The organism is Caballeronia sp. SEWSISQ10-4 2 (genome assembly GCF_030464885.1).
Taxonomy (GTDB): domain Bacteria; phylum Pseudomonadota; class Gammaproteobacteria; order Burkholderiales; family Burkholderiaceae; genus Caballeronia.
Window position 1 is genome coordinate 46,121 of record NZ_JALPRJ010000002.1, and the last position, 26,093, is coordinate 72,213.

Here is a 26,093-nt window from a genome sequence, read left to right on the forward strand (position 1 = left end):
GTTGCAGGAACGAGTCACATAGTCAGTCGCAGCGGGGAAAGTGCCCAGGGCAGGCCGCATCCAAGTGGACAATTCGTTTTTTTAAGAGCTGTGCGATACTGGATTCAACGATGTTTCAAGAGGGCTGGCTTGCGTGACGAGGGCCGGCGGAATTCAGCAAGCGACAGGTTACGCGAAGTGTGCGGCGACACTGATTCGGCTCTCATAGCGAACGGAGTTTTGGCGAGATGGCGAGCCTGTCCGAGTTGTTTAGAATGGGCGTATGGCGATCAATCCCAACAAGCAGGATGGCACCGTACTGGAGCGGCAGGAACAAAAGCTGAAACAGCCGTCCATGTACAAAGTGGTGCTGCTGAATGACGACTTCACGCCGATGGAATTCGTCGTGTTCGTCGTGCAGGAACATTTCAATAAAGATCGTGAGACTGCGACGCAAATCATGCTGAAGGTTCATCGCGAAGGCAGGGGAGTTTGTGGGGTCTATACGCGGGACATCGCGTCGACCAAAGTTGAGCAAGTTGTTAGCCACGCGAGGCAGGCGGGTCATCCGCTGCAGTGTGTGATGGAGGAAGCATGATTGCCCAGGAACTGGAAGTCAGTCTGCACATGGCGTTTATGGAAGCACGTCAGGCGCGGCACGAGTTCATTACGGTCGAGCATCTTTTACTGGCCTTGTTGGACAACCCGACCGCGGCTGAAGTGTTGCGCGCATGCGCAGCAAACATCGAAGATTTGCGTCAAAACCTGCGCAATTTCATTCATGACAACACGCCGACCGTGCCCGGCACGGACGACGTCGATACCCAGCCGACGCTTGGTTTTCAGCGCGTGATTCAGCGCGCGATCATGCACGTGCAATCGACATCGAATGGTAAGAAGGAAGTGACCGGCGCGAACGTGCTTGTCGCGATCTTCGGTGAAAAGGATTCACATGCGGTCTACTACCTGCAACAGCAGGGTGTGACGCGGCTCGACGTTGTCAATTTCATCTCGCATGGCATTGCGAAGACGAATTCGGGCGACGCAGCGAAGGCCAGCAGCGACGCGAATCCCGAAGCGGAAGACGCGGCTGCGCAAAAGGAAACCCCGCTCGCGCAATTCACGCAGAACCTGAACCAGCTCGCAAAGGACGGCAAGATCGATCCGTTGATTGGCCGCGAACTGGAAGTCGAGCGTGTGGTGCAGGTGCTGTGCCGCCGCAGAAAGAACAATCCGCTGCTGGTCGGTGAGGCTGGCGTGGGTAAAACCGCCATTGCCGAAGGGCTCGCCTGGCGCATTACGCGCGGCGAAGTGCCGGATATTCTTGCCGACGCACAGGTTTATTCGCTGGACATGGGCGCGTTGCTGGCCGGTACTAAATACCGTGGTGATTTCGAGCAACGCCTCAAGACGGTGCTGAAAGAATTGAAGGAACGCCCGCATGCGGTGCTGTTCATCGATGAAATTCATACGCTGATTGGCGCGGGTGCGGCTTCAGGCGGCACGCTGGATGCATCGAATCTGCTGAAGCCGGCGTTATCGTCGGGTCAGTTGAAGTGCATCGGTGCGACCACGTTCACGGAATATCGCGGCATCTTCGAGAAGGACGCGGCGTTGTCGCGTCGTTTCCAGAAGGTCGATGTGGCCGAGCCGACCGTCGAGCAGACCATCGCGATCCTGCGCGGTCTCAAGTCGCGTTTCGAAGAACATCACGGCGTGAAGTACTCTTCGGGTGCGCTTTCCGCGGCGGCTGAATTGTCGGCACGCTTTATCACGGATCGTCATCTGCCGGACAAGGCCATCGACGTCATCGACGAAGCGGGCGCGGCGCAACGCATCCTGCCGAAGTCGAAGCAGAAGAAGACCATCGGCAAGAACGAGATCGAAGAAATCATTTCGAAGATCGCGCGTGTGCCGGCGCAAAGCGTGTCGCAAGACGATCGCAGCAAGTTGCAGACGCTCGATCGCGACCTGAAGAGCGTGGTGTTCGGTCAGGATCAGGCTATTGATGCGCTCGCCGCCTCCATCAAGATGGCGCGGGCGGGTCTCGGCAAGACGGACAAGCCGATCGGCGCGTTCCTGTTCTCGGGTCCGACAGGTGTCGGCAAGACGGAAGTCGCGAAGCAACTGGCGTTCACGCTGGGTATCGAATTGCTGCGCTTCGACATGTCCGAGTACATGGAACGTCATGCGGTGAGCCGGCTGATCGGTGCGCCGCCGGGATATGTCGGTTTCGATCAAGGTGGTTTGCTGACCGAAGCCGTCACGAAGAAGCCGCATTGCGTGCTGTTGCTCGACGAAATCGAAAAAGCGCATCCGGATATCTACAACGTGCTGCTGCAGGTCATGGACCACGGCACGCTGACCGACAACAACGGTCGCAAGGCGGATTTCCGCAACGTCATCATCATCATGACGACGAACGCGGGCGCCGAAGCGATGCAGAAGTCGGTGATCGGTTTCACGAATCGTCGGGAAACCGGCGACGAAATGGCCGATATCAAGCGGATGTTCACGCCTGAGTTCCGGAACCGTCTGGACCAGATCATCAGTTTCCGTTCGCTCGATGAGGAAATCATCATGCGTGTGGTCGACAAGTTCCTGATGCAACTGGAAGATCAGTTGCATGAGAAGAAGGTCGACGCGGTCTTTACCGACGGCTTGCGCGCGCATCTGGCGAAGCACGGTTTCGACCCGCTGATGGGTGCGCGTCCAATGCAGCGCCTGATTCAGGACACGATCCGTCGTGCGTTGGCGGACGAGCTGTTGTTCGGCAAGCTGATGTCAGGCGGTCGCGTAACGGTGGACGTGGACGAGAACGACAAGGTCGCGCTCACGTTCGACGAAAGTCCGGTGCCGCGCAATCCGAATCCGGAAGCGGTCGAGGTGGAGTAACCGGTCAGGCTTAGCGATGACTGAAGTCAGATGACACACGCTTGAGGTGTGTCATCATCGGCGAGGCGGCGCGGGGAAGTTTCCCGCGCCGCCTCGCTTTTTTGCGTCTGCGTTCGTTGCGGATAATGACTTCAAGAAGTGGATTTGAGCTTTAAACCGGGTTCGTTCGAGACCATTGTCGAACGGGAGAAGGGGCTTCACCGGAGTTTGACCGCCGGACAGATGTCGATGATCGCTATTGGCGGGGCGATTGGAACGGGGCTATTTTTAGGCAGCGGTTTTGCGATCGGGTTTGCCGGGCCGAGTGTGTTGGTGAGCTATGCGATCGGCGCGCTGATTGCGTTGTTGCTGATGGGTGCGCTGGCTGAGATGACCGTCGCGCATCCCACTTCCGGAACGTTCGGTGCGTACGCCGAGTTTTATATCGGGCCGCTCGCCGGATTTCTCGTGCGATACGCGTACTGGTCCGCTGTCGTGTTCGCGGTCGGCACCGAGGCCAGCGCGGTCGCCGTGTTCATGAAGTACTGGTTCGCGAACGTGCCGGGCTGGTACTGGATCGTCGGGTTTTCCGCTGCGCTGATTGCCGTGAACGCCGCGAGCGTCAAGGTGTACGGCGTGATCGAATACGCGTTTTCGATGCTGAAGATCGTGGCGATCGTCGCGTTCATTCTGCTCGGTGCGGTGTTCGTGTACGGCGCGCCGGTATCGTCGGGCGTCGGGCTGAATAACTTCACGGCGCACGGCGGGTTCTTTCCGCACGGTGTGAAGGGCATGTGGTTCGCGGTGATCGTCTCCATTTTCAGCTACCTGAACATCGAGACGATTGCCGTTGCGGCTGGTGAAGCGCGCGATCCTCAACGCGCCGTGGCCAAGGCCTTTCGCTCGACCGTATTCCGGCTCGTGCTTTTCTATCTGCTCACACTGGCGCTGATGCTCGCAATTGTCCCGTGGACGCAGGCGAGCACCGACGAAAGCCCATTCGTCAAAGTCATGGCAGCCACGCATGTCCCGTTCGCTGCGGGCGTGATCAATTTCGTGGTGCTTGTCGCGGCGCTTTCCGCGATGAACAGCCAGCTCTACATCACCACGCGCATGATGTTCAGCCTCTCACGAGCGGGCTACGCGCTGGCGCGTTTCGGGCGTTTGAGCGCGAATGGCGTGCCGACGGTCGCGCTGTCGCTGTCCACTATCGGCATTGCGCTTGCAACCATCCTCACCGCGTTCTGACCGGCGATGGCGTTCGGTTTGATGATGTCGCTGGCCATTTTCGGCGCGATGTTCGCCTGGCTGATGATCTTCGTCACGCACCTCTTTTTCCGCGCTCGCTACGACGGACCAGCGTTGTCGTTCCGGATGGTGCTGCACCCGTTCGGAAGCTTACTTGGCGCGGGTTTGATGGCGGCGATCATGATCACCACCGCCTTCACGAACGAGTTCCGCATGACGCTCGTCTACGGCCTGGCGTTCATGGTCGCTCTCGTCGCGACCTACCTGGTCTGGTATCGGAAACGCGGGTAAACACCGAGCACGAAGTTCTTTGCTTGTCTTTCGTTTCGAAACTAAAATTTTTCTAAACGAAAATTCCAAGGCGGTGTTGCTCGTGTTGGCTAACAAGAATTCGCTTCATCGGCGTCTGCGTATCGTCGAACTTGTCCGCAAGCGCGGTGAAGTATCGGTCGACGAACTCGCCTCGGTGTTCGACGTCTCCAGCGTGACGATCCGCTCGGATCTGAACTATCTGGAGCAGCAGCGCTACCTCATTCGTGCGTTTGGGAAAGCGCGATATGTGGCGCAGCGGCCGGGCGAAAATTTGCTCACCGCAGTTCCGCCGAGCGCGACGCGGCAGGCTGCGGATATGGCCATCGCCCGGATGGCGGCGGATTTCATCGATGACCACGCGTCTGTGTTTATCGGCGCGGGTCTGATCACGCACAAGCTGGCGCCGCTGCTCGCCGATCGCGCGAACCTCGCACTGACGCTTAACGACATTGCGATGGTGCCGACCGTTCAGCGTTTCATGCGCTGCGAATTGCGTCTCACCGGCGGTTCGCTCGACGACGATTCCACTGTGCTGCTCGGGCCGGACGCCGAGCGCTCGCTTTCGGCGTTGTCACTGGATCTGGCGATGCTGGAAGCAAGCGGCATTGATCGCGACGGCAATTTGCTGTGCACCGATCCGCGTCTGGCGGAAGTGTTCAAAGCCGCGCTGAAGAACGCCAAACGCAGCGTCGTGGTGGCTTACCAGCCGGCGCTGCAAGGCGAAGGCGAGGTCTTCTGCCACGTAAGCCGCTTGGGTGGACTGGTGCTAGATGACGCCATCGATCCGCCCACACTCGATCTGATTCTCAAGGCCGGACTGGATGTGCATCGGCGGGAAGAAGGGATTCTCGAATTTCGTAGTCAGTGATCTTCATTTCGTATTTCTATCAAACGAAGAAACATCATGCCTAACTCAAACGCTGTTCCCTCCAGGCCCGGCACTATCGTCGCGATGGGCGAGATCCTCGTCGAAATCATGGCAACGCGTGTAGGCCAGCGCTTTAGCGAACCGGGCACGCTCATTGGCCCTTTCGCGAGCGGTGCGCCGGCGATTTTCATCGATCAGGTCGCGAAACTCGGCAGCCCGTGCGCGATGATCGGATGCGTTGGCGATGACGATTTCGGCGTGCTCAACGTCGAGCGGTTGCGCGGCGACGGTGTGGATGTGTCCGGCATCGCGGTGCTGAAAGATGCGACTACAGGCAGCGCGTTCGTCACGTATCGCGAGGACGGCGATCGCGATTTCATCTACAACATTACGAACAGCGCGTCGGCGCAGTTATCGGTGGCGAATCTGCGGGACGACTTGCTCTCGAAGTGCGGCACTTTCCACGTGATGGGGTCGTCGCTGTTCTCGTTTCGTATTATTGAGGCGATGAAGCGGGCTATCGAAACGGTGAAAACGAATGGCGGCACGGTGAGTTTCGATCCGAATATCCGCAAGGAAATGCTGCGGATTCCGGAGATGCGCGATGCGCTCGATTTCATCCTCGACTACACCGATATCTTCCTGCCAAGCGGTCATGAAGTGACCTTGCTCGCCAGTGCGACGTCGGAGCGCGGGGCGATCGATGAACTGCTCAAGCGCGGCGTAAAAGAAGTGGTCGTGAAGCGCGGCGCGCAAGGCTGCAGTTTCTTCGATGCCAACGGCGAGACGCATCGGTCCGCGTTCAAGGTGCAGGAACTCGATCCGACCGGCGCGGGCGATTGCTTCGGCGCGACATACATCAGTTGCCGCGCGCAGGGCATGGACGTGGATACGTCGCTTAAATACGCATGCGCAAGCGGCGCGCGTGCAGTTGGCGTAAAAGGCCCGATGGAAGGCACGGCGACGTTCGCCCAACTCGATACGTTCCTGCAATCAGCCACGGAGTGAACTCATGAACTCGATCGTCTCGCGTTTGAGCAATGCGCATCCGGCGTCGGCATGGATGACCGGCATCTATTCGATTTGCTCGGCGCATCCGTGGGTGCTGGAAGCGGCCATGCGACAGGCGCTGGAAGACGAGACGCCGTTGCTGATCGAATCGACATCGAATCAGGTCGATCAGCACGGCGGTTATACGGGCATGAAGCCGGCGGATTTCGTGGACTTCGTTCGTTCGATTGCCGCGCGCGTCGGATTCCCGCATGAGCATCTGATTCTCGGCGGCGATCATCTTGGTCCGAATGCCTGGCGTCACCTTCCCGCTGACGAAGCCATGCAACGCGCCGATGCATTGATCGACGCATACGCATCGGCGGGATTCGCGAAGATTCACCTCGATACCAGCATGTCCTGCGCCGATGATCCTGATGGGTTATCTGATGCGGTTGTTGCTGCACGCGCCGCGCGCTTGTGCGCAGTCGCCGAGGCGGCGGTGAAGCGGGCTGGCCTTGGCGTTAGCCCTGTATATGTGATCGGCACCGAAGTACCCGTGCCGGGTGGCGCTGCGGAAGCGCTGGACATGGTGGAACCGACCTCGCGTGAAGCGGCGATTGAAACGGCTTTAGTCCACAAAAAGGCGTGGCAAGAACACGGGGTTCAAGCCGCATGGCCGCGAGTGATTGCGCTTGTCGTGCAGCCCGGTGTGGAGTTCGATCACACGAAGGTGATCGACTATGTGCCGGCACGCGCCGAGTCGTTGAAGAGCGCTTTGGACAATCTGCACGGCATGGTCTTTGAGGCGCATTCCACCGATTACCAGACGCCCGAAGCGCTGAGCGCGTTGGTCCGCGATGGCTTTCGCATTCTCAAAGTGGGTCCGGGCGTGACGTTCGCGTTGCGCGAGGCGCTGTACGCATTGGCCGACATGGAGACAGAGTTGCTCGATGCCGATACGCGTTCCAATCTGCGCGACGTGGTTGAGCGCGTGATGCTTGCGAAGCCAGGGCATTGGGAAAAGTACTATCACGGCGATGCCGAACAGCAACGCGTGCTACGCACCTACAGCTATAGCGACCGCGTGCGCTATTACTGGGCCGATGCGGAGATCGGCGCGACGGCTCAGAAGCTGCTCGACAACCTCGCCGCGCTTAAGATCCCCGAGAACCTGCTGAGTCAGTTCCTACCCGATCAATATTGGGCAGTACGACGCGGCCAGTTAGCGAACGAGCCGCTCGCGCTGGTGCAGGATCGCGTGCGGCAGGTTATTCGAACGTACGCGGCGGCGTGCCGCGCATAACGCTTGAGGCTGAAGCTCAGTGTTTGCCCGTGCTGCCGAAACCACCGTCGCCGCGCTCGCTTTGAGCGAAGTCATCGACGATATTAAACGTCGCTTGCACCACCGGCACGATCACCAGTTGTGCGAGGCGTTCAAGCGGATTCAGCGTGAACGCGGTCGCTCCGCGATTCCACGTCGAGATCATCAACTGGCCTTGATAATCCGAGTCGATCAATCCGACCAGATTTCCCAGCACCACGCCGTGCTTATGACCGAGCCCCGAGCGCGGCAGGATCAACGCCGCATAACCCGGATCTTCGAGATGAATCGCCAGGCCCGTAGGTACCAGCGTCGTCTGGCCGGGTTCGAGCGTGATGGCTTCGTCCAGGCACGCACGCAAGTCGAGCCCGGCGCTGCCGGTGGTAGCGTAGGCGGGCAGGTAGTCGCGCATGCGCGCATCGAGGATCTTGATGTCGAGTTTCATGGGTTCTGTTTGTTGAGTTCGAAGGCTTTAGCCAGCAGTTCATACGAGCGCATGCGCGCCGGGTAACTTCCCGCAACGGTCAGCACGATCAGTTCGTCGGCGTCGAAGCGTTGTTGGAGTTCATGCAATTGTTCAGTCACGCGTTCCGGCGTGCCAATAATGCTGCGGCTTTTTTCCCGCGCAATCACATTCAGTTCGCGTTCTCCGAACGCCTGATTCGCTCCCTGGGCAATCGACGGAATCGGCATATTGAGCCCATATGCCATCTGCACACGACGTAAATCGACAGCGCGTTCCAGAGCCGCGGCTTCCGTTTCGGTATCGGCGCAAATCACGAACACGGCTGCTGCAAGATAAGGCTTCGAGCCATTGCGCGACACAAACCGCTCGCGATAAGCCTCTGCCACCGTGTGTCCATACTGCGCGTTAATAAAATGCGCGAACGCGAAACGAATGCCGAGTTGCGCCGCGAGCAAACCGCCGAAATCGCTGGAACCGAGCATCCACAACTCGGGACGCGTGGCAATTTCCGGCTGCAGCAACACGCCGTGCGCGAGGTGATCTTTGGGGAGCGTGCCGTCGAACAGACCGACGAGTTCACCGACTTGCTGCGGGAAAATATCGCCGCGATTGTAGTCGCCTGCGGCCACCGCTTGTGCGGTACGCATATCGCCGCCGGGCGCACGACCAACGCCCAGATCCACGCGATTCGGGAACAGCGCTTCGAGCATCAGGAATTGCTCGGCCACCTTGAACGAGCTGTAGTAGGGCAGCATGACGCCGCCCGAACCGATCCGGATCTGCTTCGTAATACTGCCGATTCGCGCGAGCAACACTTCCGGACAAGGATTCGATACGCCGCGCAAACCGTGATGCTCGGCGCACCAGTACCGCGTGTAGCCGAGGTCATCCGCGAGGCGCGCGAGATCAAGCGTGGCCGCGATGGCATCCGCGGTGCTATGGCCGTGAATGACTGGCGTTTGATCGAGTACGGAGAGTTTCGTCGTCATGGTCTCGGCAATGAGCTAGGCTAAGCCAGGAGGCTAAGACAGCAGCGAACCGCCGCGCGGCGCCCGCTTTGCAATCTCGCCGATCAGCAACTTCGCCAGCAGCTTTTTATCGGCGCGAGGCAGGCGCGTGATACCCGATGCCTCAAACAGCACGACCTCGTTGTCGTCGAGGCCGAACGTAAGCGGCCCGAGATTGCCGATCAGCAGCGGCACGTTCTTGCGCGCGCGTTTTTCCTCGCCATGTACTTCGAGATCGCCGCTTTCCGCCGCGAAGCCGACGCAATACGGCGGGTTCGGCAAATGTGCGACGGTCGCGAGAATGTCGGGGTTTTCGACGAACGTGAAGGTCGGCATCGGCTGGTTGGCCGTCTTCTTGATCTTGTGCTCGCTCAAGTGATCGACGCGCCAGTCGGCGACCGCCGCCACTGCGATGAAGATGTCCGCATCGGGCGTGGCGTGCAGCACGGCGTCATGCATCTGCTGTGCGGTCTGCACATCTTCGCGATACACGCCCCAAGGCGTTTCCAGCGCGACCGGGCCGGCCACAAGATGCACGTCCGCGCCGGCCTGAGCCGCCGCCCGCGCCAGCGCGAAGCCCATCTTGCCGGACGAACGATTCGTAATTCCACGCACGGGATCGAGCGGTTCGAAGGTCGGGCCGGCCGTAATCAATACGCGATGTCCTTGCAGGATCTTCGGCTGGAAGAACGCGCAGATCGCTTCGAATGTTGCCGATGCTTCCAGCATCCGGCCATCGCCTACTTCACCGCACGCTTGTGCGCCCGAATCGGGTCCCAGCACTTGCACGCCATCGCCACGCAGTTGCGCGACGTTGCGTTGCGTCGCCGGGTTCTGCCACATCTGGCGGTTCATCGCGGGCACGACGAGCAACGGGCAATCGCGCGCCACGCAGAGCGTGGAGAGCAGGTCGTCGCAATTGCCATGCGCGAGCTTGGCGATGAAGTCGGTGGAGGCGGGCGCGATCACGATCGCATCGGCTTCACGCGACAGATCGATGTGCGCCATGTTGTTGGCGATCCGCGCGTCCCATTGCGATGTGTACACGGGACGGCCGGACAGCGCCTGCATGGTGACGGGCGTGATGAATTGCGTGGCGGCGTCGGTCATGACGATCTGCACCGTCGCGCCGGCTTTCACCAGCAAACGTGTGAGTTCGGCGATCTTGTAGCACGCGATACCCCCCGACAGGCCCAGTACGAGGTGTTTTCCTGCGAGTTCTGCGTTATCCAAACCTGCCTCCGTACTCGTCACGGCTCAGCCGCTCTTCAACAACTACTTTGCTCCACGCACGCGGCGCAACTCATCGAAAACGAGCAGTACCGCGCCGATGGTGATCGCGCTGTCGGCGAGATTGAATGCCGGCCAGTGCCACGTGTTGACGTGGAAGTCCAGAAAGTCGATCACGTGGCCATAAGCAATCCGGTCGATCACGTTGCCGATCGCGCCGCCCATGATCAACGCCAATGCCGTGCAGAACATCCGCTGCGTGCCGTGGCGTTTCAACAAATAGCAGATCACGATTGCCGCGACCACGCCGAGTGCCGTGAACCCCCAACGCTGCCAGCCGCCGGCGGTAGCGAGAAAGCTGAACGCCGCGCCGCGGTTGTAGATCAGGAACAGGTTGAAGAACGGCGTAAGCGCGTGCGGTTCGCCATAAGTGAACACGCGCGCCACGGCGATCTTCGACAACTGGTCGAAGAGAATCACGATTAACGCCACGCCCAGCCACGGCGCGAGTGAACCACTGCTTTGTTTCGACATCGTTCTCGCCATTATGCTGCGCTCCGCGTTTCGCCGTTGCCGAAGAGGTTGGTGATGCAGCGGCCGCACAATCCAGGATGTTCCGCCGATGCGCCCACGTCGTCACGGTAATGCCAGCAGCGCTCGCATTTCAGATACGTCGATGCAATCACGTCGACGCCTTCATCCGCTTCGTTCGCCACCTTCACGACCCGCGCCGCCGATGTGATCAGCACGAAGCGCAGGTCGTCGCCGAGACTGGTCAGCGCGTTATATCGCGCGCCGCTCGCCCGCACGTCGACTTCGGCCTGCAGCGACGAACCGATCATGTTCGCTGTCCGCGCTTCTTCCATCGCCTTGGTGACGTCGCTGCGCGCGGAGCGAATCAGGGTCCACTTGTCGAGCAGTTCGCCGGCGTCAGGCACCTGCGGATACGCGTGATATACCTCGGTGAAGATGGTATCGCGGCCGGGTTGCAGCACCTTGTACGCCTCTTCCGCCGTGAACGACAGATACGGCGCGACCAGCCGCAGCAAACCGTGCGCGATGTGATGCAGCACCGTCTGCGCCGCGCGGCGTTCGTGCGAATCGGGCTGCATGGTGTACAGCCGATCCTTCAGCACGTCGAGATAAAACCCGCCGAGATCTTCCGAGCAGAACGTCGCAAGTTTCGATACAACCGGGTGGAACTCGAACTTCTCGTAGTGCGCGAGCACGTCGTCTTGCAGGTTTTGCGCGAGGGCGACGGCGTATTTATCGATTTCGAGCCAGTCTTCCACCGGACGGGCGTCTTTCTCGAAGTCGAAATCGGAGAGATTGGACAAGAGGAAGCGCAACGTATTGCGAATCCGCCGATACGTCTCCGTCACGCGCTTCAGGATCTCTTCGGAGATGGCGAGCTCGCCCGAATAATCCGTCGATGCAATCCACAAACGGATGATTTCCGCGCCCAGCCGGTTCGACACTTCATGCGGATCGATGCCGTTGCCGAGTGACTTCGACATCTTGCGGCCTTCGCCATCGACCGTGAAGCCATGCGTCAGCAGCGCGTTGTACGGCGGACGTCCGTCGAGCATGGAAGCGGTCAGCAACGACGAATGGAACCATCCGCGATGCTGGTCCGAACCTTCCAGATACAAGTCTGCCGGAAACTGCAGCGAGTCCTTGTGCGAGCCGCGCAGTACGTGCCAGTGCGTCGTGCCGGAATCGAACCAGACGTCGAGCGTGTCGCGATTCTTCTCGTACATGTTGGCTTCGTCGCCAAGCATTTCCTGCGGATCGAGCGTTTGCCACGCTTCGATCCCGCTCACTTCCACGCGCTTCGCCACTTCCTCGAGCAATTCCAGCGTACGCGGATGCAGCTCGCCGGTTTCCTTATGAACGAAAAACGCCATCGGCACACCCCACTGGCGTTGCCGCGAGAGCGTCCAGTCCGGCCGGTTCGCGATCATGCTGTACAGCCGCTGCTTGCCCCATGCCGGGAAGAACGCCGTGTTTTCGATACCTTCCAGCGCGGTTTCGCGCAGCGTGCGGGACGTGTCGTTGGGCTTCACGTCCATGCCGGCGAACCACTGCGATGTCGCGCGATAGATGATCGGCGTCTTGTGACGCCAGCAGTGCATGTAGCTGTGCGTGTACTTCTCGGTCTTCAGCAGCGAATGCGCGCTGCGCAACGCCTCCACGATCTGGTCGTTGGCTTCCCAGATCGAGAGTCCGCCGAACAGCGGCAGCGATTCGATATAACGGCCATCGCCCATGACGGGGTTGATGATGTCGGAGTCCGTCATGCCGTGCGCTTTGCAGGACACGAAGTCTTCCACGCCATACGCCGGTGACGAATGCACGATTCCCGTGCCGCTTTCGGTCGTCACGTAGTCGCCGAGATACACGGGCGCGGTGCGTTTATAGCCGGGGTGGGCAGCGCTCAGCGGATGATGAAAGCGCAGGCCGCTCAGCTTGGCGCCGGGCGCGGTAGCGATGGTTGAACCGGTCACGCCGTATTGCTTGAGACATTCTTCCACGCGGTCTTCGGCAAGGATCAGCAGACCCTTTTCGGTATCGACGAGGCTATAGACGATCTCCGGATGCAAGTTCAGCGCCTGGTTGGCGGGAATGGTCCACGGAGTAGTCGTCCAGATCACCACGCCGCCTTCCTGCTTCGGCAACGCGGCGAGGCCGAACGCCTGCGCGGTTTTTTCCGGCTCGGCAAAAGCGAACAGCACGTCGATGGTCGGGTCGACCTTGTCCTGATATTCGACCTCCGCTTCAGCGAGCGCCGAACCACAGTCGAAACACCAGTTCACCGGCTTCAGCCCGCGATACACATAACCCTTCTCGAGAATCTTGCCCAACGCACGGATTTCGCCGGCTTCGTTGGCGAAGTTCATCGTCTTGTACGGGTTGTCCCAGTCGCCGAGCACACCGAGGCGACGGAAGCCGAGCTTCTGCTTTTCGATCTGCGCGCTCGCGTAGGTGCGCGCTTTTTCCATCACTTCGCGCGCCGGCAGCGACTTGCCGAACTGCTTTTCGATCTGGATCTCGATCGGCATGCCATGGCAATCCCAGCCGGGGACATAGACCGCGTCGAAGCCCGCCAGATTGCGCGCCTTCACGATCATGTCCTTCAGGATCTTGTTCACCGCGTGGCCGAGGTGGATGTCGCCGTTCGCATACGGCGGGCCGTCGTGCAGGATGAACTTCTTGCGCCCCTTGCTGGCGGCGCGGATCTTCTCGTAGATCTTGTTGTCCTGCCATTCCTTCACCCATTGGGGCTCGCGCTTGGGCAAGTCGCCGCGCATGGGGAACGGCGTATCCAGCAGATTGACCGGATACTTCGACTGGGGCTTGGCTTCTTTCTTGTTGCTCATGGATGACTCGATATTTGTTCGGTGAAGCGGCGGTGAGGCGCCGGTTCCAAGCGGGCAAGCTCGGGAACGGGCTCGAAGGTGCGTGTTTTGCGAGGCAGCGGGCAGCGCGTCGGGTGCTTCATCGGAAACTTCAAGCACCCGGCGCCACGCGCTCACCTAATTCGATCGGTGGCCGAGGTGGCGAAACCGCTGTCGCGGCCACTTGAGTTCACGTCCGATGCAAAATAGGCACGGGCGTTGGTCACGTCGCGCGCTATTGCCGCCGTCAGTGTTTCGAGGTCCACGTACTTTTCCTCGTCGCGCAGCTTTTGCAGGAACTCGATGCGCACGAGCTTGCCGTAGGCGTCGCCATGCCAGTCGAGCACGAAGGTTTCGAGCAGCACGCGGCCGGAGTCGTCGACGGTCGGACGCAGTCCGAGGCTTGCCACGCCCGGCAGCGGCTCGGGTCCAAGCCCATGGACGCGCACGACGAAGATGCCCGCGAGCGCCGGCCGCTTGTGGGCGATCGGCATGTTGAGCGTGGGGAAGCCGAGATCGCGGCCGAGCTTTTGCCCGTGCACCACGTGGCCGCTAATGACATAGGGACGGCCTAGCGCGAGGCGCGCGGCGTCGAGATCGCCAGCTACCAGCGAGGCCCGCACGCCCGAACTCGAGATGCGCGCGCCATTCGGGGCGGCGACGGTCGCCATTTGTTCGACTTCGAAGCCGTGCTTGTGTCCGGCTGCCTTGAGCGACTCGAAGTCGCCGGCGCGTTTTGCACCGTAGCGGAAGTCGTCGCCGATCATCACCCAGCGCGCGTGCAGCCCGTTCACGATCACATTCTCCACGAACGTATCGGGCGGCTGGCTGGCGAAGGTGTGATTGAAATGCTCGACCACGACGCGATCCACGCCGTTCGTGCGCAGCGCTTCGAGCTTGTCGCGCAGCATGGCGATACGCGGCGGCGCGCCGGCGGGATTGAAGAATTCGCGGGGATGCGGCTCGAAGGTCATCACGCAGACCGGCAGGCCGCGGGCGTCCGCGGCGGCGCGCACGTGGGCGAGCAGCGCCTGATGGCCACGATGGACACCGTCGAAATTGCCGATGGTCAGCGCACAGGGCGCGCGGCTTTCGGCATTGGGTAGGCCGCGAAAGACTCTCACGATATCGGTTGGGTCGGCGGTTGGCGGTTAAATGGGCGAATACCTGGGCAAATGCAGCGCGAGGCTGGCAAAGCCGCAAAGCGTTCGATTATAAACGCTCACAGCATTGGACGGAGGCCGGGCCCGCTGCGGGTCGGGCGGATTCGCCGGGTTTTGACAGCATCGAATGATAAAATCCGCGGATGAAAAAAATCGTCATCCTGATTTCCGGGCGGGGAACCAATATGGAAGCCATCGTGCGCGCTTGCGCGCGCGATGGCTGGCCGGCTCGGGTGGCAGCCGTCATTTCGAATCGCCCAGATGCCACCGGGCTTGCGTTTGCGGCGGCAAACGGCATTCCGGCAACTGTCATAGATCACCGTGAATTCACCACGCGCGAAGCCTTCGATCAGGCGCTTGCACGCACTATCGACGGCTTCGAACCGGATCTCGTGATGCTCGCGGGCTTCATGCGCGTGCTGACGGACGCCTTCGTCGAACGCTACGCCGGCCGCATGATCAACATTCATCCGTCGCTCCTGCCGTGTTTTCCGGGGCTTAAAACGCACCAGCAAGCACTTGATGCAGGCGTGCGCGTGCACGGCGCAAGCGTCCATTTTGTCACGCCGACACTGGATCATGGCCCCATCGTCGCGCAGGCGGCGGTGCCAGTCATGGCCGGCGACGACGCGGCAGCACTCGCTACCCGGGTGCTGGCCGTAGAACACATTATTTACCCACGCGCGGTGCGCTGGTTCGTCGAAGGGCGTCTTGCCATCGACGGCGAGCGTGTCGTGCTCACGCCACCAGAGCCGCAATGGCTCTTTGCCGACATTGCCGGGGAGGGCGTATGAGGCTTCATGGATTTTTGATAGGACAAACCGAGACGTTGCTGGCGGACGTACTGCGTTTCAGCGGTCCCGCTGATGCCGCCACCAGCCGTTTTTTCCGTGCGCATCCGAAGCTCGGCCACAACGAACGCGGCGTGATCGCCGAGGCCGTGTTCGCGGTGCTGCGCCGCAAGATGGAATTTTCGCATCTCGCCGAAAGCGGCAGCGGCAACCTGGCGCGGCGCCTTGCGCTGCTGGGCTTGATGCAGACCGCGGGGTTATCGGCGGTCAAGCCGTTTATTTCCGCCGATGAATACCAATGGCTCAACCAGGTGTCGAAGATCGATCCGGGCAGTTTGCCGGTGCGAGTGCGGACCAATTTGCCGCAATGGATCTACGACGCCATGACGAAGCGCTTCGATACCGAAGAGCTCGCCTTGCTCGCCGCCGCGCTGAACTATCCGGCGCCGCTCGATCTGCGCGCGAACCCGATCAAGGCCACGCGTGAACTGGTGATCAAGACGCTGACTGAAGCGGGTATCGATGCAGGCGAAATGCCGTTCGCGCCTTATGGCGTACGGGTGGACGGCAAGCCGGCGCTCACGCGCCTGCAGCCGTTCCAGGACGGCTGGATCGAGGTCCAGGACGAAGGCAGCCAACTGCTGTGCTCGCTGGTTGCGCCCCGGCGCGGCGAAATGATCGTGGATTTCTGCGCGGGCGCGGGCGGCAAGACGCTGGCGCTGGGCGCGATGATGCGCTCATCGGGCCGTCTCTACGCTTTCGACGTGTCTGACCGCCGGCTCGCCAAACTCAAGCCGCGCCTGGCTCGCAGCGGTTTGTCGAATGTGAATCCGGTGCTGATCGACAGCGAACACGACGCCAAGATCAAGCGCCTGGCGGGCAAGATCGATCGTGTTCTCGTCGATGCCCCTTGTTCCGGCCTCGGCACGCTGCGTCGTAATCCGGACCTGAAATGGCGTCAGTCGCCGGAATCGGTGACGGAACTCACGCCAAAGCAGTTGTCCATTCTGACCAGCGCGGCGCGGCTGGTGAAAGTGGGCGGCCGTCTCGTCTACGCAACGTGCAGCATGCTGGAAGCGGAAAACGAGGGTGTGGTGAACCAGTTCCTGGCGACTCATCCGGGGTTCAAGCTGGTTCCGGCGCGGGAGGTGCTGGCCGAACAGCGCATTGATCTGGACACAGGCGACTATCTGCAACTGTGGCCGCACAAGCACGGCACGGACGGTTTTTTTGCCGCCGTGCTCGAACGGTTGCCGGTTGCAGCAAAAGAAGCCGTGGTTGAGGAAGCAGTCGGCGAATAAGTAATATTTGCTCGCTTTGGCTGGCGGATTCGGAAGCGAACCCCGGCCAAAGCTTTCAAAAGCGGGAAATTCGTGTTTACCTCACTAAACAGCAACGCAAATTAGCGGTCAAATTTCCAGTTGACCCTGCGCGAAATCAAAATTTTCCCTAATCGACACAAAGACTTGGAACGCATGAAGTAAAATGCCGTCGAACCACGTGCATATTCCTTTCATGTGCCCAACAGCCGTCGATCCTGTTTTCGTTCGGCTAATTTTTTCCGCCTTTCAGGTAAATTGCCTTGCTGAATTCATCGCTTGAATTTCTCGCCAACGGATTGCTCGACCTTTCGTGGTGGCAGATCTTGCTGTTCACTCTCGTGATGACGCACATCACGATCATCGGCGTGACCGTCTATTTGCATCGCTGCCAGGCGCACCGCGCGCTGGAGTTGCATCCGGCCGTCAGCCACTTTTTCCGTTTCTGGCTCTGGATGACCACCGGCATGCTGACCGGTCAATGGGCCGCGATCCACCGTAAGCATCACGCCAAGTGCGAGACCGAAGAAGATCCGCACAGCCCGCAAACGCGTGGCATCTGGAAAGTCTTGCTCGAAGGCGCTGAACTGTACCGTTCGGAAGCCAAGAACGAAGAAACCATGCGCAAGTTCAGTCACGGCACGCCGAACGACTGGATGGAGCGCAACGTCTACACGCGTTACCCCATTCTCGGCATCAGCATCATGATGGTCGTCGACGTTGCGCTGTTCGGCTTTGTCGGGCTGTCGGTCTGGGCCGTGCAGATGATCTGGATTCCGTTCTGGGCAGCGGGCGTGGTCAACGGGCTCGCACACTGGTGGGGTTACAGGAACTTCAATTCCGCTGACGCCAGCACGAACATCTTCCCGCTCGGCATCCTGATCGGCGGCGAAGAGCTGCATAACAATCACCACACGTATGCAACGTCGGCGAAGCTGTCGAACAAGTGGTACGAGTTCGATATCGGCTGGATGTATATCCGCATCATGTCGGCGTTCAAGCTGGCCAAGGTCAAGAAGATTGCGCCCACGCCGCGTTTGTTGACCGCCAAGCGGGTGCTCGATCACGACACGCTGCAAGCCGTGCTGTCGAACCGCTATGAAGTGATGGCGCGTTATGGCAAGGCGCTCAAGCGTGCGTATCGCCAGGAATTGTCGAAGCTGAAAGAAGGCGGTTCCGCTGACAAGTATCAGCTGATGCGTGGTGCCCGCAAGTGGGCGTACAAGGAAGAGGCGGGTCTCGACGAGCCGCAACGCCAGCAGTTGCCGGCGCTTTTCTCCGACAACCACAAGCTGCGCACCTATATTGAATTGCGTCAGGATCTGGCCGCCATGTGGGACCGCTCCAACGCGTCGCGCGAACAACTGCTCGCGCAATTGCAGGACTGGTGTCACCGTGCGGAGCAAAGCGGTATCAAGGCGCTGCAGGACTTCGCTTCACGCCTGCGACGCTACGCCTGACAGCACCCGACCTTCGTCATCGATATCCGTTAAAATTTAATGACGTCACAAGACCCCGCTCTGGCGGGGTTTTTTCGTTTTGGACGGCGTAATCACGGATCGGAGACGAGGAAGCGATGGAGCAGGTCATTAAAAGCGTCGAGTACGACCGGCCGCAAGGACTGACGTGCGGCATCGGCCAGGCGTGGGCGAAAGTGCCGGACGCCCCGTCGCGCGAGGAAAAGCGCGAGTTGAAGGAGCGCATTCGAGCGTTGCTCGTGCGCGAGAAAGCGGTGCTGGTCGCGCACTATTATGTCGATGCCGAGTTGCAGGAACTCGCCGATGAAACCGGTGGTTGCGTAGCGGATTCGCTGGAGATGGCGCGCTTCGGGCGTGACCATGCGGCGCAGACGCTGATCGTGGCTGGCGTTCGTTTCATGGGCGAGACGGCGAAGATTCTCAGCCCCGAGAAGCGCGTGCTGATGCCCGATCTCGACGCCACGTGTTCCCTCGATCTCGGTTGTCCCGCCGACGAGTTCTCCGCTTTCTGTGACGCCCATCCCGATCGAACCGTCGTTGTGTACGCGAATACCAGCGCGGCCGTGAAGGCGCGGGCGGACTGGATGGTGACATCGTCGATCGGGTTGGAGATCGTGGCCGATCTGCACGCTCGCGGTGAGAAAATCCTGTGGGCGCCTGACCGGCATCTGGGCGGTTATATCCAGAAGAAAACGGGCGCCGACATGCTGTCGTGGCAAGGCTCGTGTCTCGTTCACGACGAGTTCAAGGGCATTGAACTCGATCTGCTGCGCACGGAATATCCGGACGCAAAGATTCTCGTTCATCCGGAGTCGCCGGAAGCGGTTGTCGCGCTGGCCGACGTGGTGGGATCGACTACGCAACTCATCGATGCCGCCGTGCGGCTTGAAGCGAAGCGGTTTATCGTCGCGACGGATCTCGGGATCCTGCACAAGATGCGGCTCGCCGCGCCGGACAAGGAATTCATCGAAGCGCCGACGGCCGGGAACAGCGCTACCTGCAAGAGCTGCGCGCATTGCCCATGGATGGCAATGAACGGGCTGGCGAATCTGGCCGCTGTGCTGGAACGCGGGCACAACGAAATTTTCGTCGACGCGGCTATCGCGGCGCGTGCGCGCCTGCCGATCGACCGCATGCTCGACTTCGCCGCGCGTCACAAGAAGCGCGTGCAGGCGAGCGGCGATCTGGCGAAGGACGTTTCATTGTTTTCAAATGTAGGAGCGGCGTGATGGCGGCAAGTCAGGTGGTTTCCCCCTTGCTCGAAGAAATTCGCGCGTTGTACGGCGAGGTTTTCGATCAGGCGCTCCGGCGCAACGTCACCGATGCGCTGGCGGAAGACATCGGCGATGGCGACCGGACGGGGCTTCTAGTACCCGCGGGCGCGAGGCGCACGGCGCGCGTCACGGTCCGCGAGGAAGCGGTGTTATGCGGCGTGCCGTGGTTCGAGGCGGTGATGCGCCGGGTGGATGAATCGATTCGCGTTGAATGGCTGTATCGCGAAGGTGCGCGGATGATCGCCAATACGCCGGTGGTCTTGGTGCACGGTCCGGCGCGCGCGTTGCTGAGCGCCGAGCGCAATGCGCTGAATTTTCTGCAGATGCTGTCGGGCGTGGCGAGCGCGACTCGGCGTTACGTTGATGCGATTGAAGGGACGCGGGCCCGGATTCTTGACACGCGCAAGACCTTGCCAGGTTTGCGTCTGGCCCAGAAGTACGCGGTGCGCGTGGGGGGCGGCGCGAACCAGCGGCTGGCGCTTTACGACGGCATTCTGATCAAGGAAAACCACATTGCCGCGGCGGGTGGCGTGGGTGCGGCGATGGATGCGGCGCTTGCGCTGGATGCCGGCGTGCCGATTCAGATTGAAGTGGAGACGCTCGAGCAACTCGAAACGGCGTTGGCGCATCGGGCGGAATCGATCCTGCTCGATAACTTCACCTTCGATGCCATGCGCGATGCCGTGCGCCTGACCGGTGGACGCGCGGTGCTGGAAGTGTCGGGCGGGGTGAATTTCGATTCCGTGCAGACGATTGCCGAGACTGGGGTTGATCGGATTTCTATCGGCGCGCTGACGAAGGATGTGCGGGCGACCGATTATTCGATGCGGCTGGACTAGGGGTCGGGGGGCGTGTCGGTGCTTTCAAACTTGGTGGTCTGGCCGAGCCGGCTTTCTCGTTTTAGTGAAAACCGGCAGACCACGGACACTGAAGGCACCAACCCGACTCCGGCCGTCATGCGCAAAACCACCGGTCACCTGGCATTGACTCAGACCACCACCGACCGGGCAGCATCCATCCATCCTCGCCGTCGTGTCTAGACAACTTCAGTAAATGTTATAAAAAATAGAACGATCGCTCGTCAAATCTCCCTCGCGCACCATAGTAAAGCCTCCGTAAGCCTTATCCACCAAGCCAGTCAGTATTTTCCCTAACTTCCCCTGCTTAGGCGAAAAAAACGTTGCCAGTCCTTTTTGTTCACTCCATGCTTGTATATACAAGTTGGCGTTCGCCACTTGGTCCAACAACCTTCGTGGAAGAGTGGCTCAACAATGACAGGCAAAATGAAATTGCTCGCCCGGCTGGCTGCATCGGTGGCCGTTGGTGTTATCGCTTTCGGCGCGGCCAGCGCCCAGGCTAAAGATTGGAAAACCGTCACGATCGCCACCGAAGGCGCGTACGAACCGTGGAACCTGACGCTCCCCGGCGGCAAGCTCGGCGGCTTCGAGCCGGAGCTGATCGAGAACGTCTGCGCCCGCATCAAGATCCAGTGCAATCTGGTCACGCAAGACTGGGACGGCATGATCGCCGGCCTGCAGGCCGGCAAGTTCGACGTGCTCATGGACGCCATCTCGGTCACGCCGGATCGCGAAAAAATCATCGCTTTCTCGATGCCGTATGCGTCGACGCCAGCCGCCTTCGTCTCGGCCGGTCAAAGCTCCGCCGCACTCGCAAAGCAGCCCGGCGCCGGCCAGACCGTCAAGCTGACAGGCGACGCAGCCCATGACAAGACCACGGTCGACGCGCTGCGCGTCGCGCTGAAAGGCAAGACCATCGGCATCCAGTCGGGTACGGTCTACACGAAGTTCATCGATACGAACTTCAAGGACGTCGCAACTATCCGCGAATACAAGACCGCGCCGGAGCATGACCTCGATCTGGTAGCAGGCCGTATCGACGTGGCATTCGACGACAGCACTTACTGGGCATCCGCTTTCACCAAGCCGGAAAACAAGGGCCTCGCGTTCACCGGCCCGAAGATCGCCGGACCAGTCTGGGGCCCGGGCGAAGCGCTGGCGTTCCGTCTGTCCGACAAGGACCTGAAGGCCAAATTTGACCAGGGTATTGCCGCGGCGCTCGCCGACGGAACGGTCAAGCGCCTCTCGCTGAAATGGCTGAAGGTCGACGCCACGCCTTGAGGCGTAGCTGTTTTACGAAGGTCTGGCGAGCGCGCTCGTAGAAAACGGCGCGCTCGACGATGCATCACCGTTGGAGATAAAAGATGAGTCTGGTTCAACTACTCGGCTTCGGCGAGCAAGGGTGGGGCAGCACGCTGCTGCTCGCGCTGCTCATGACCGTGGTGCTGACTATCGCCGCGCTGGCTGTAGGCGCAGTTTTCGGTGCGATGGTCGCCGCCGCGAAACTGTCGCGCAGCCGCACGCTAAGAATTATCGGCGATGCCTACACCACGCTTTTTCGCGGTATCCCCGAACTGCTGATCATCTATCTCTTTTACTTCGGAGGTTCGTCGGTAGTGACCGCCATCGGCCGGTTTTTCGGTGCCGATGGTTTCATCGGCGTGCCGCCTTTCGTGGTCGGCGCACTCGCCATCGGCCTGATCTCCGGGTCGTATCAAGCCGAGGTGTACCGCTCGGCCGTGCTGGCGGTGTCGCGTGGAGAGATCGAGGCGGCGCGGGCCATCGGCATGTCGACGCCAACGTTATGGCGGCGCGTGCTGATTCCGCAAGTCATACGTTTTGCGCTGCCGGGTATCGGCAATGTCTGGCAACTGAGCCTCAAGGACTCGGCGCTGATCGCGGTGACCGGGCTCGCCGAACTGATGCGCACAAGCCAGGTTGCCGCCGGATCGACTCATCAATACTTCACGTTTTATATGGTCGGCGGAGCGCTTTATCTGATCCTCACGAGCCTGTCGAACCGCGTCTTCGACCGTGCCGAAGCGCGTATCGGCCGCTCGTTCCGCGGCACGCTTGCGCGCCACTAAGACGCTTCAAACGAATCCGACCATGAACATCGATTTCGAATTTCTCGGCGATACGTTGTCGAAACTATTAGCCGCCGTCCCCACCACGCTCGGGCTGTTTTTCGCCTCGCTGATCGTGGGCGGCATGCTTTCGCTGGTCATCGTTGCGATGCGGGTGAGTCCGAATTGGGCGCTGAACCGCTTTGCGCGCGGCTACATCCTGGTGTTTCGCGGCTCGCCGCTGCTGATCCAGATGTTTCTCGTTTACTACGGCTTGGGCCAGTTCCCAGCCGTGCGCGAGAGCTTCCTTTGGCCGCTGCTGCGTGTGCCGTATGTTTGCGCGATCGTCTCCCTTGCGCTGTGCACGGCCGGATATACCGCCGAAATCATTCGCGGCGGCTTGCAATCGGTGCCGCACGGGCAGATTGAAGCGGCACTCGCGGTCGGCATGTCGCGATGGACCGTGTTGCGCCGGATCATCGCGCCGATCACGCTGCGTTACGCGCTGCCCGCGTACTCGACCGAAGCCGTGCTGCTCGTCAAATCGACGGCGCTGGCAAGTCTTGTCACGGTCTGGGACGTGACGGGCGTGGCGCAGCAAATCATCCAGCGGACCTACCGGACGATGGAAGTTTTCATCTGCGCCGCCGCCATCTACCTCGTACTGAATTTCATCATCGTGCGTGCGCTTGGCATGCTCGAAAAGAAGCTCTCGCCGCACCTGCGCGATCGTAACGATACCGCGCCGAAAAAGCCTGCAAGTGGCGCGCTTAAAGCCGCGACCGTCCCCGACAGCCAGCACATCGATTCCTGATTCAAAGGGAGAAAATCTCATGAACGTAAGCAACTCCATTGCGCTGTCCGCGACCAACATCCACAAGTCTTTCGGCGATGCACACGTGCTCAAGGGCATTTCCCTCGATGCGCACGAAGGCGACGTGATCTCGATTCTCGGCGCAAGCGGCTCCGGCAAAAGCACCTTCCTGCGCTGTATCAACATGCTCGAAACGCCCGACGACGGCGAAGTGAAACTCGCAGGCGAAGCCATCGAAATGAAGCGTGGCCGCGATGGCCGCTTGCAGCCGGGCAACCGCAAGCAGGTCGACCGGATTCGCTCGCAGCTCGGCATGGTGTTCCAGAGTTTCAACCTCTGGTCGCACATGACCGTGATGCAGAACGTGATTGAAGGACCGTTGCGGGTGCAGAAACGCACGCGTGCGGAGTGCGTTGAAGAGGCCGAGCAGTTACTCACGAAGGTCGGTCTTTACGAGAAGCGCGACGCGTATCCCGCGCATCTGTCGGGCGGCCAGCAGCAGCGTGTAGCAATCGCGCGCGCGTTGGCCATGCACCCCAAAGTCATGCTCTTCGATGAACCCACGTCCGCACTCGACCCTGAACTCGTCGGTGAAGTGCTGCGCGTGATGCGCGCGCTCGCCGAGGAAGGCCGGACCATGCTGGTCGTCACGCACGAGATGGGTTTCGCCCGGCACGTGTCGAATCGCGTGATGTTCCTGCATCAGGGGCAAGTCGATGCCGAAGGCCCGCCCGACGACCTGTTCAACGGCCGCTGCTCGGAGCGTTTCCAGCAGTTCGTGTCGAGTCATCATTCCCGTACTGCTAACTAAGCGAGGTCAACGTGCTGGCCAGCCCCCTTTTACCGACGCCATCGATTGATCCTATTGTCATCGGCGCGCGCTTTAATGACAGTTCCGCAGACGCGCGCTCGCCGGCTGCGGTGTCTATCGACAAGCCGCTCGACTGGCGAGGCGTCGCGCAGATCGCGAATGGCGCGACGCTGGTTTTGTCGCCCGGAGCGCGCTCGCGGATCGACCATGCACGCGCGCTCGTCGAGCAGATCGTCGAGCGCCGGATTCGCGCTTATGGCGTGAATACAGGCGTGGGCGCGCTGTGCGACGTGATCGTGTCGCCGTCGGAACAGCGCACGTTGTCGCGCAATATCCTGATGAGTCATTCAGTCGGCGTGGGAGAACCGCTGCGGCGCGAGGAGACGCGGGCGATCATCGCGGCTGCCGTGAATAACTTCGCGCACGGGCATTCCGGCGTGCGGCTCGAACTGGTGGAGCTGCTGGTCACGTTGCTCGACAGCGGCGCAATACCCGAGGTCCCGGCGTTCGGATCGGTCGGTTATCTGAGCCATATGGCGCATATCGCGCTGGTGCTGATCGGCGAGGGTTTTGTCCGCGACGACACCGGCCGCGTGAGCGCCGCCAGCGCGCTGCAGCGGCTGGCGCGTGAACCGCTCGTGCTCGAGGCGAAGGAGGGCTTGAGCGTGGTCAACGGCACGCCTTGTGTAACCGGGCTTGCCTCGTTGGCGCTGGCGCGCACCGAGCGGCTGCTGGAATGGGCCGACACGATCTCGGCGATGTCCTTCGAGAACCTGCGCGGACAAGCCGCGGCCTTCGATGCCGACTCGCTTGCGCTGCGGATATCGCCGGGATTGTCGGTGGTGGGCGCGCATCTGCGGTCCCTTCTCGCCGATAGCGGCATCATCGCGGCGTCGTTCGGGCGCAGGACGCAGGACCCCTTGAGCTTGCGGACGATTCCCCACGTGCATGGCGCGGCGCGAGACGTGTTCGCGACGACCGCTGACGTGGTGAATCGCGAACTGGCTTCGGTCACCGATAACCCCGTCGTCGCCGGCACGCTCGCCTCGCCGCGAGTGTTTTCCCAGGCGCACGCGGTGGGGGCGTCCATCGGTCTGGCGATGGATAGCCTGAGTACTGCCGTGGCCGAAGTCGCCGCGATGGCGGAACGGCGCATCGACCGGCTGGTGAACCCGCTGGTCAGCGGCTTGCCGGCTTTTCTCGCCGATGGCGGCGGCACGTGTTCCGGTTTCATGATCGCGCAGTACACGGCGGCTTCGCTGGTTGCTCACAACCGCCGGCTCGCCATGCCCGCGAGCCTGGACGGGGGAATTACCTCCGGCTTGCAGGAGGACCATCTGTGTCACGCGACGCCGGCTGCGTTGAAGGCGCTGGAAATCATCGCCAATGCTGAGCGCATATTTGCCATCGAGTTGCTGGCCGCGACTCAGGCGTATGACCTGCAACCTGCTGACGTGTCGCGCGCACCAAAAACCGACGCGGTCTACCGGAGCGTCCGGGCCGTTATCTCTCAATACAGAGATGACCGGCCGTTGGCCGGCGATATTGCCGCGGCCTGGGCGTTCGTCCACGAGGCAAGCCCGGAGTATTGATCGCGTGAGTCTTGTATAGACAGATTCTCCGCTTCCCATAGCCGCCAATTCCGCCGTTTTACGCGGAATTGGCGGCTTTCGCCCCATGTCTGGCGGGCTTTTCATCCCGTTCAAGTAAACCCCTACTTCGAATCGATCTGCCACTGCTTGCGCTTCGATTTGTTTTAATTCAGACTTGTATATACAACTTGCCGACCAAGTTCCATCGCTGCCCAAAACGCCCGCGGAATTG

At 60.7% G+C, this 26,093-nt stretch carries 21 protein-coding genes and 1 pseudogene; 16 read left to right on the top strand and 6 right to left on the bottom strand.

Annotated features, from left to right (window positions below):
- Positions 1–262 precede the first annotated feature (262 nt).
- From clpS to M0D69_RS01870, 6 genes and pseudogenes are all read left to right on the top strand, one after another.
- Positions 263–577, top strand: coding sequence for an ATP-dependent Clp protease adapter ClpS (gene clpS / locus M0D69_RS01845; protein ID WP_031359828.1), 315 nt, complete (start codon positions 263–265; stop codon positions 575–577).
- Positions 574–2,874, top strand: a complete 2,301-nt coding sequence (gene clpA, locus M0D69_RS01850) for an ATP-dependent Clp protease ATP-binding subunit ClpA (RefSeq protein WP_301780390.1) — start codon at positions 574–576, stop codon at positions 2,872–2,874. The genes clpS and clpA overlap by 4 nt, the downstream gene beginning before the upstream one ends.
- Before the next feature lie 144 nt (positions 2,875–3,018).
- Positions 3,019–4,392: pseudogene (locus tag M0D69_RS01855) on the top strand (amino acid permease).
- An 82-nt stretch (positions 4,393–4,474) separates the two neighbouring features.
- Positions 4,475–5,281, top strand: a complete 807-nt coding sequence (locus tag M0D69_RS01860; RefSeq protein WP_301780391.1) for a DeoR/GlpR family DNA-binding transcription regulator — start codon at positions 4,475–4,477, stop codon at positions 5,279–5,281.
- 36 nt (positions 5,282–5,317) lie between these two features.
- Positions 5,318–6,289, top strand: a complete 972-nt coding sequence (locus M0D69_RS01865; protein WP_301780392.1) for a sugar kinase — start codon at positions 5,318–5,320, stop codon at positions 6,287–6,289.
- A gap of 4 nt (positions 6,290–6,293) precedes the next feature.
- Positions 6,294–7,577: a D-tagatose-bisphosphate aldolase, class II, non-catalytic subunit gene (locus tag M0D69_RS01870; RefSeq protein WP_301780393.1), complete on the top strand. Its 1,284-nt coding sequence runs from the start codon at positions 6,294–6,296 to the stop codon at positions 7,575–7,577.
- Positions 7,578–7,593: 16 nt separating this feature from the next.
- Here the strand turns inward: M0D69_RS01870 and dut are convergent, their stop codons facing one another.
- The 6 genes from dut to M0D69_RS01900 all read right to left on the bottom strand — a co-directional run bounded on the left by dut (position 7,594) and on the right by M0D69_RS01900 (position 14,820).
- Positions 7,594–8,040 (bottom strand): dUTP diphosphatase, encoded by a 447-nt coding sequence (gene dut / locus M0D69_RS01875; RefSeq protein WP_301780394.1) that lies wholly within the window; start codon positions 8,038–8,040, stop codon positions 7,594–7,596.
- Complete coding sequence (locus M0D69_RS01880) at positions 8,037–9,050, bottom strand: LLM class flavin-dependent oxidoreductase (RefSeq protein ID WP_301780395.1); 1,014 nt, start codon at positions 9,048–9,050, stop codon at positions 8,037–8,039. Before M0D69_RS01880 ends, dut begins: the two co-directional genes overlap by 4 nt.
- A 33-nt stretch (positions 9,051–9,083) precedes the next feature.
- The gene (gene coaBC, locus M0D69_RS01885; RefSeq protein ID WP_301780396.1) at positions 9,084–10,301 is read right to left on the bottom strand and encodes a bifunctional phosphopantothenoylcysteine decarboxylase/phosphopantothenate--cysteine ligase CoaBC; all 1,218 of its coding nucleotides are present in this window, start codon (positions 10,299–10,301) and stop codon (positions 9,084–9,086) included.
- A gap of 42 nt (positions 10,302–10,343) precedes the next feature.
- The gene (gene lspA, locus M0D69_RS01890; protein ID WP_047895925.1) at positions 10,344–10,844 is read right to left on the bottom strand and encodes a signal peptidase II; all 501 of its coding nucleotides are present in this window, start codon (positions 10,842–10,844) and stop codon (positions 10,344–10,346) included.
- Entirely contained in the window at positions 10,844–13,678 is a 2,835-nt protein-coding gene (gene ileS / locus M0D69_RS01895; protein WP_301780397.1) for an isoleucine--tRNA ligase, read from the bottom strand. Before ileS ends, lspA begins: the two co-directional genes overlap by 1 nt.
- Before the next feature lie 152 nt (positions 13,679–13,830).
- Positions 13,831–14,820 carry a bifunctional riboflavin kinase/FAD synthetase gene (locus tag M0D69_RS01900; RefSeq protein ID WP_301780398.1) on the bottom strand — a complete coding sequence of 330 codons (990 nt, stop codon included), beginning with the start codon at positions 14,818–14,820 and terminating at the stop codon, positions 13,831–13,833.
- 182 nt (positions 14,821–15,002) lie between these two features.
- Here M0D69_RS01900 and purN point away from each other — a divergent pair, with 182 nt between their 5' ends.
- The 10 genes from purN (at position 15,003) to M0D69_RS01950 (ending at position 25,861) form a co-directional block, all read left to right on the top strand.
- Complete coding sequence (purN, locus tag M0D69_RS01905) at positions 15,003–15,653, top strand: phosphoribosylglycinamide formyltransferase (protein WP_301780399.1); 651 nt, start codon at positions 15,003–15,005, stop codon at positions 15,651–15,653.
- Positions 15,650–16,951, top strand: coding sequence for an RsmB/NOP family class I SAM-dependent RNA methyltransferase (locus M0D69_RS01910; RefSeq protein ID WP_301780400.1), 1,302 nt, complete (start codon positions 15,650–15,652; stop codon positions 16,949–16,951). The genes purN and M0D69_RS01910 overlap by 4 nt, the downstream gene beginning before the upstream one ends.
- Before the next feature lie 281 nt (positions 16,952–17,232).
- Complete coding sequence (locus tag M0D69_RS01915; protein WP_301780401.1) at positions 17,233–18,429, top strand: acyl-CoA desaturase; 1,197 nt, start codon at positions 17,233–17,235, stop codon at positions 18,427–18,429.
- 116 nt (positions 18,430–18,545) lie between these two features.
- Entirely contained in the window at positions 18,546–19,676 is a 1,131-nt protein-coding gene (nadA, locus tag M0D69_RS01920) for a quinolinate synthase NadA (protein ID WP_301780402.1), read from the top strand.
- A complete protein-coding gene (gene nadC, locus M0D69_RS01925) occupies positions 19,676–20,560 on the top strand; it encodes a carboxylating nicotinate-nucleotide diphosphorylase (protein WP_301780403.1) in 885 nt (294 codons plus the stop codon). The genes nadA and nadC overlap by 1 nt, the downstream gene beginning before the upstream one ends.
- A 444-nt stretch (positions 20,561–21,004) precedes the next feature.
- Positions 21,005–21,859, top strand: a complete 855-nt coding sequence (locus M0D69_RS01930; RefSeq protein ID WP_367619674.1) for a transporter substrate-binding domain-containing protein — start codon at positions 21,005–21,007, stop codon at positions 21,857–21,859.
- A gap of 83 nt (positions 21,860–21,942) precedes the next feature.
- Positions 21,943–22,665: an ABC transporter permease gene (locus M0D69_RS01935; RefSeq protein WP_301780405.1), complete on the top strand. Its 723-nt coding sequence runs from the start codon at positions 21,943–21,945 to the stop codon at positions 22,663–22,665.
- A 22-nt stretch (positions 22,666–22,687) separates the two neighbouring features.
- Complete coding sequence (locus tag M0D69_RS01940; protein WP_301780406.1) at positions 22,688–23,458, top strand: ABC transporter permease; 771 nt, start codon at positions 22,688–22,690, stop codon at positions 23,456–23,458.
- A gap of 19 nt (positions 23,459–23,477) precedes the next feature.
- The gene (locus M0D69_RS01945) at positions 23,478–24,269 is read left to right on the top strand and encodes an ABC transporter ATP-binding protein (protein WP_301780407.1); all 792 of its coding nucleotides are present in this window, start codon (positions 23,478–23,480) and stop codon (positions 24,267–24,269) included.
- 110 nt (positions 24,270–24,379) lie between these two features.
- A complete protein-coding gene (locus tag M0D69_RS01950) occupies positions 24,380–25,861 on the top strand; it encodes an aromatic amino acid ammonia-lyase (RefSeq protein ID WP_301780541.1) in 1,482 nt (493 codons plus the stop codon).
- Positions 25,862–26,093: the final 232 nt, after the last annotated feature.

What these genes read in the sequence shown, in the direction of transcription:
- clpS (WP_031359828.1), top strand. Translation starts at nt 263, where the DNA reads ATGGCGATCAATCCCAACAAGCAGGATGGCACCGTACTGGAGCGGCAG.
- clpA (WP_301780390.1), top strand. Translation starts at nt 574, where the DNA reads ATGATTGCCCAGGAACTGGAAGTCAGTCTGCACATGGCGTTTATGGAA.
- M0D69_RS01865 (WP_301780392.1), top strand. Translation starts at nt 5,318, where the DNA reads ATGCCTAACTCAAACGCTGTTCCCTCCAGGCCCGGCACTATCGTCGCG.
- M0D69_RS01870 (WP_301780393.1), top strand. Translation starts at nt 6,294, where the DNA reads ATGAACTCGATCGTCTCGCGTTTGAGCAATGCGCATCCGGCGTCGGCA.
- dut (WP_301780394.1), bottom strand. Translation starts at nt 8,040, where the DNA reads ATGAAACTCGACATCAAGATCCTCGATGCGCGCATGCGCGACTACCTG.
- M0D69_RS01880 (WP_301780395.1), bottom strand. Translation starts at nt 9,050, where the DNA reads ATGACGACGAAACTCTCCGTACTCGATCAAACGCCAGTCATTCACGGC.
- lspA (WP_047895925.1), bottom strand. Translation starts at nt 10,844, where the DNA reads ATGGCGAGAACGATGTCGAAACAAAGCAGTGGTTCACTCGCGCCGTGG.
- ileS (WP_301780397.1), bottom strand. Translation starts at nt 13,678, where the DNA reads ATGAGCAACAAGAAAGAAGCCAAGCCCCAGTCGAAGTATCCGGTCAAT.
- purN (WP_301780399.1), top strand. Translation starts at nt 15,003, where the DNA reads ATGAAAAAAATCGTCATCCTGATTTCCGGGCGGGGAACCAATATGGAA.
- M0D69_RS01910 (WP_301780400.1), top strand. Translation starts at nt 15,650, where the DNA reads ATGAGGCTTCATGGATTTTTGATAGGACAAACCGAGACGTTGCTGGCG.
- nadA (WP_301780402.1), top strand. Translation starts at nt 18,546, where the DNA reads ATGGAGCAGGTCATTAAAAGCGTCGAGTACGACCGGCCGCAAGGACTG.
- nadC (WP_301780403.1), top strand. Translation starts at nt 19,676, where the DNA reads ATGGCGGCAAGTCAGGTGGTTTCCCCCTTGCTCGAAGAAATTCGCGCG.
- M0D69_RS01930 (WP_367619674.1), top strand. Translation starts at nt 21,005, where the DNA reads ATGAAATTGCTCGCCCGGCTGGCTGCATCGGTGGCCGTTGGTGTTATC.
- M0D69_RS01935 (WP_301780405.1), top strand. Translation starts at nt 21,943, where the DNA reads ATGAGTCTGGTTCAACTACTCGGCTTCGGCGAGCAAGGGTGGGGCAGC.
- M0D69_RS01940 (WP_301780406.1), top strand. Translation starts at nt 22,688, where the DNA reads ATGAACATCGATTTCGAATTTCTCGGCGATACGTTGTCGAAACTATTA.
- M0D69_RS01945 (WP_301780407.1), top strand. Translation starts at nt 23,478, where the DNA reads ATGAACGTAAGCAACTCCATTGCGCTGTCCGCGACCAACATCCACAAG.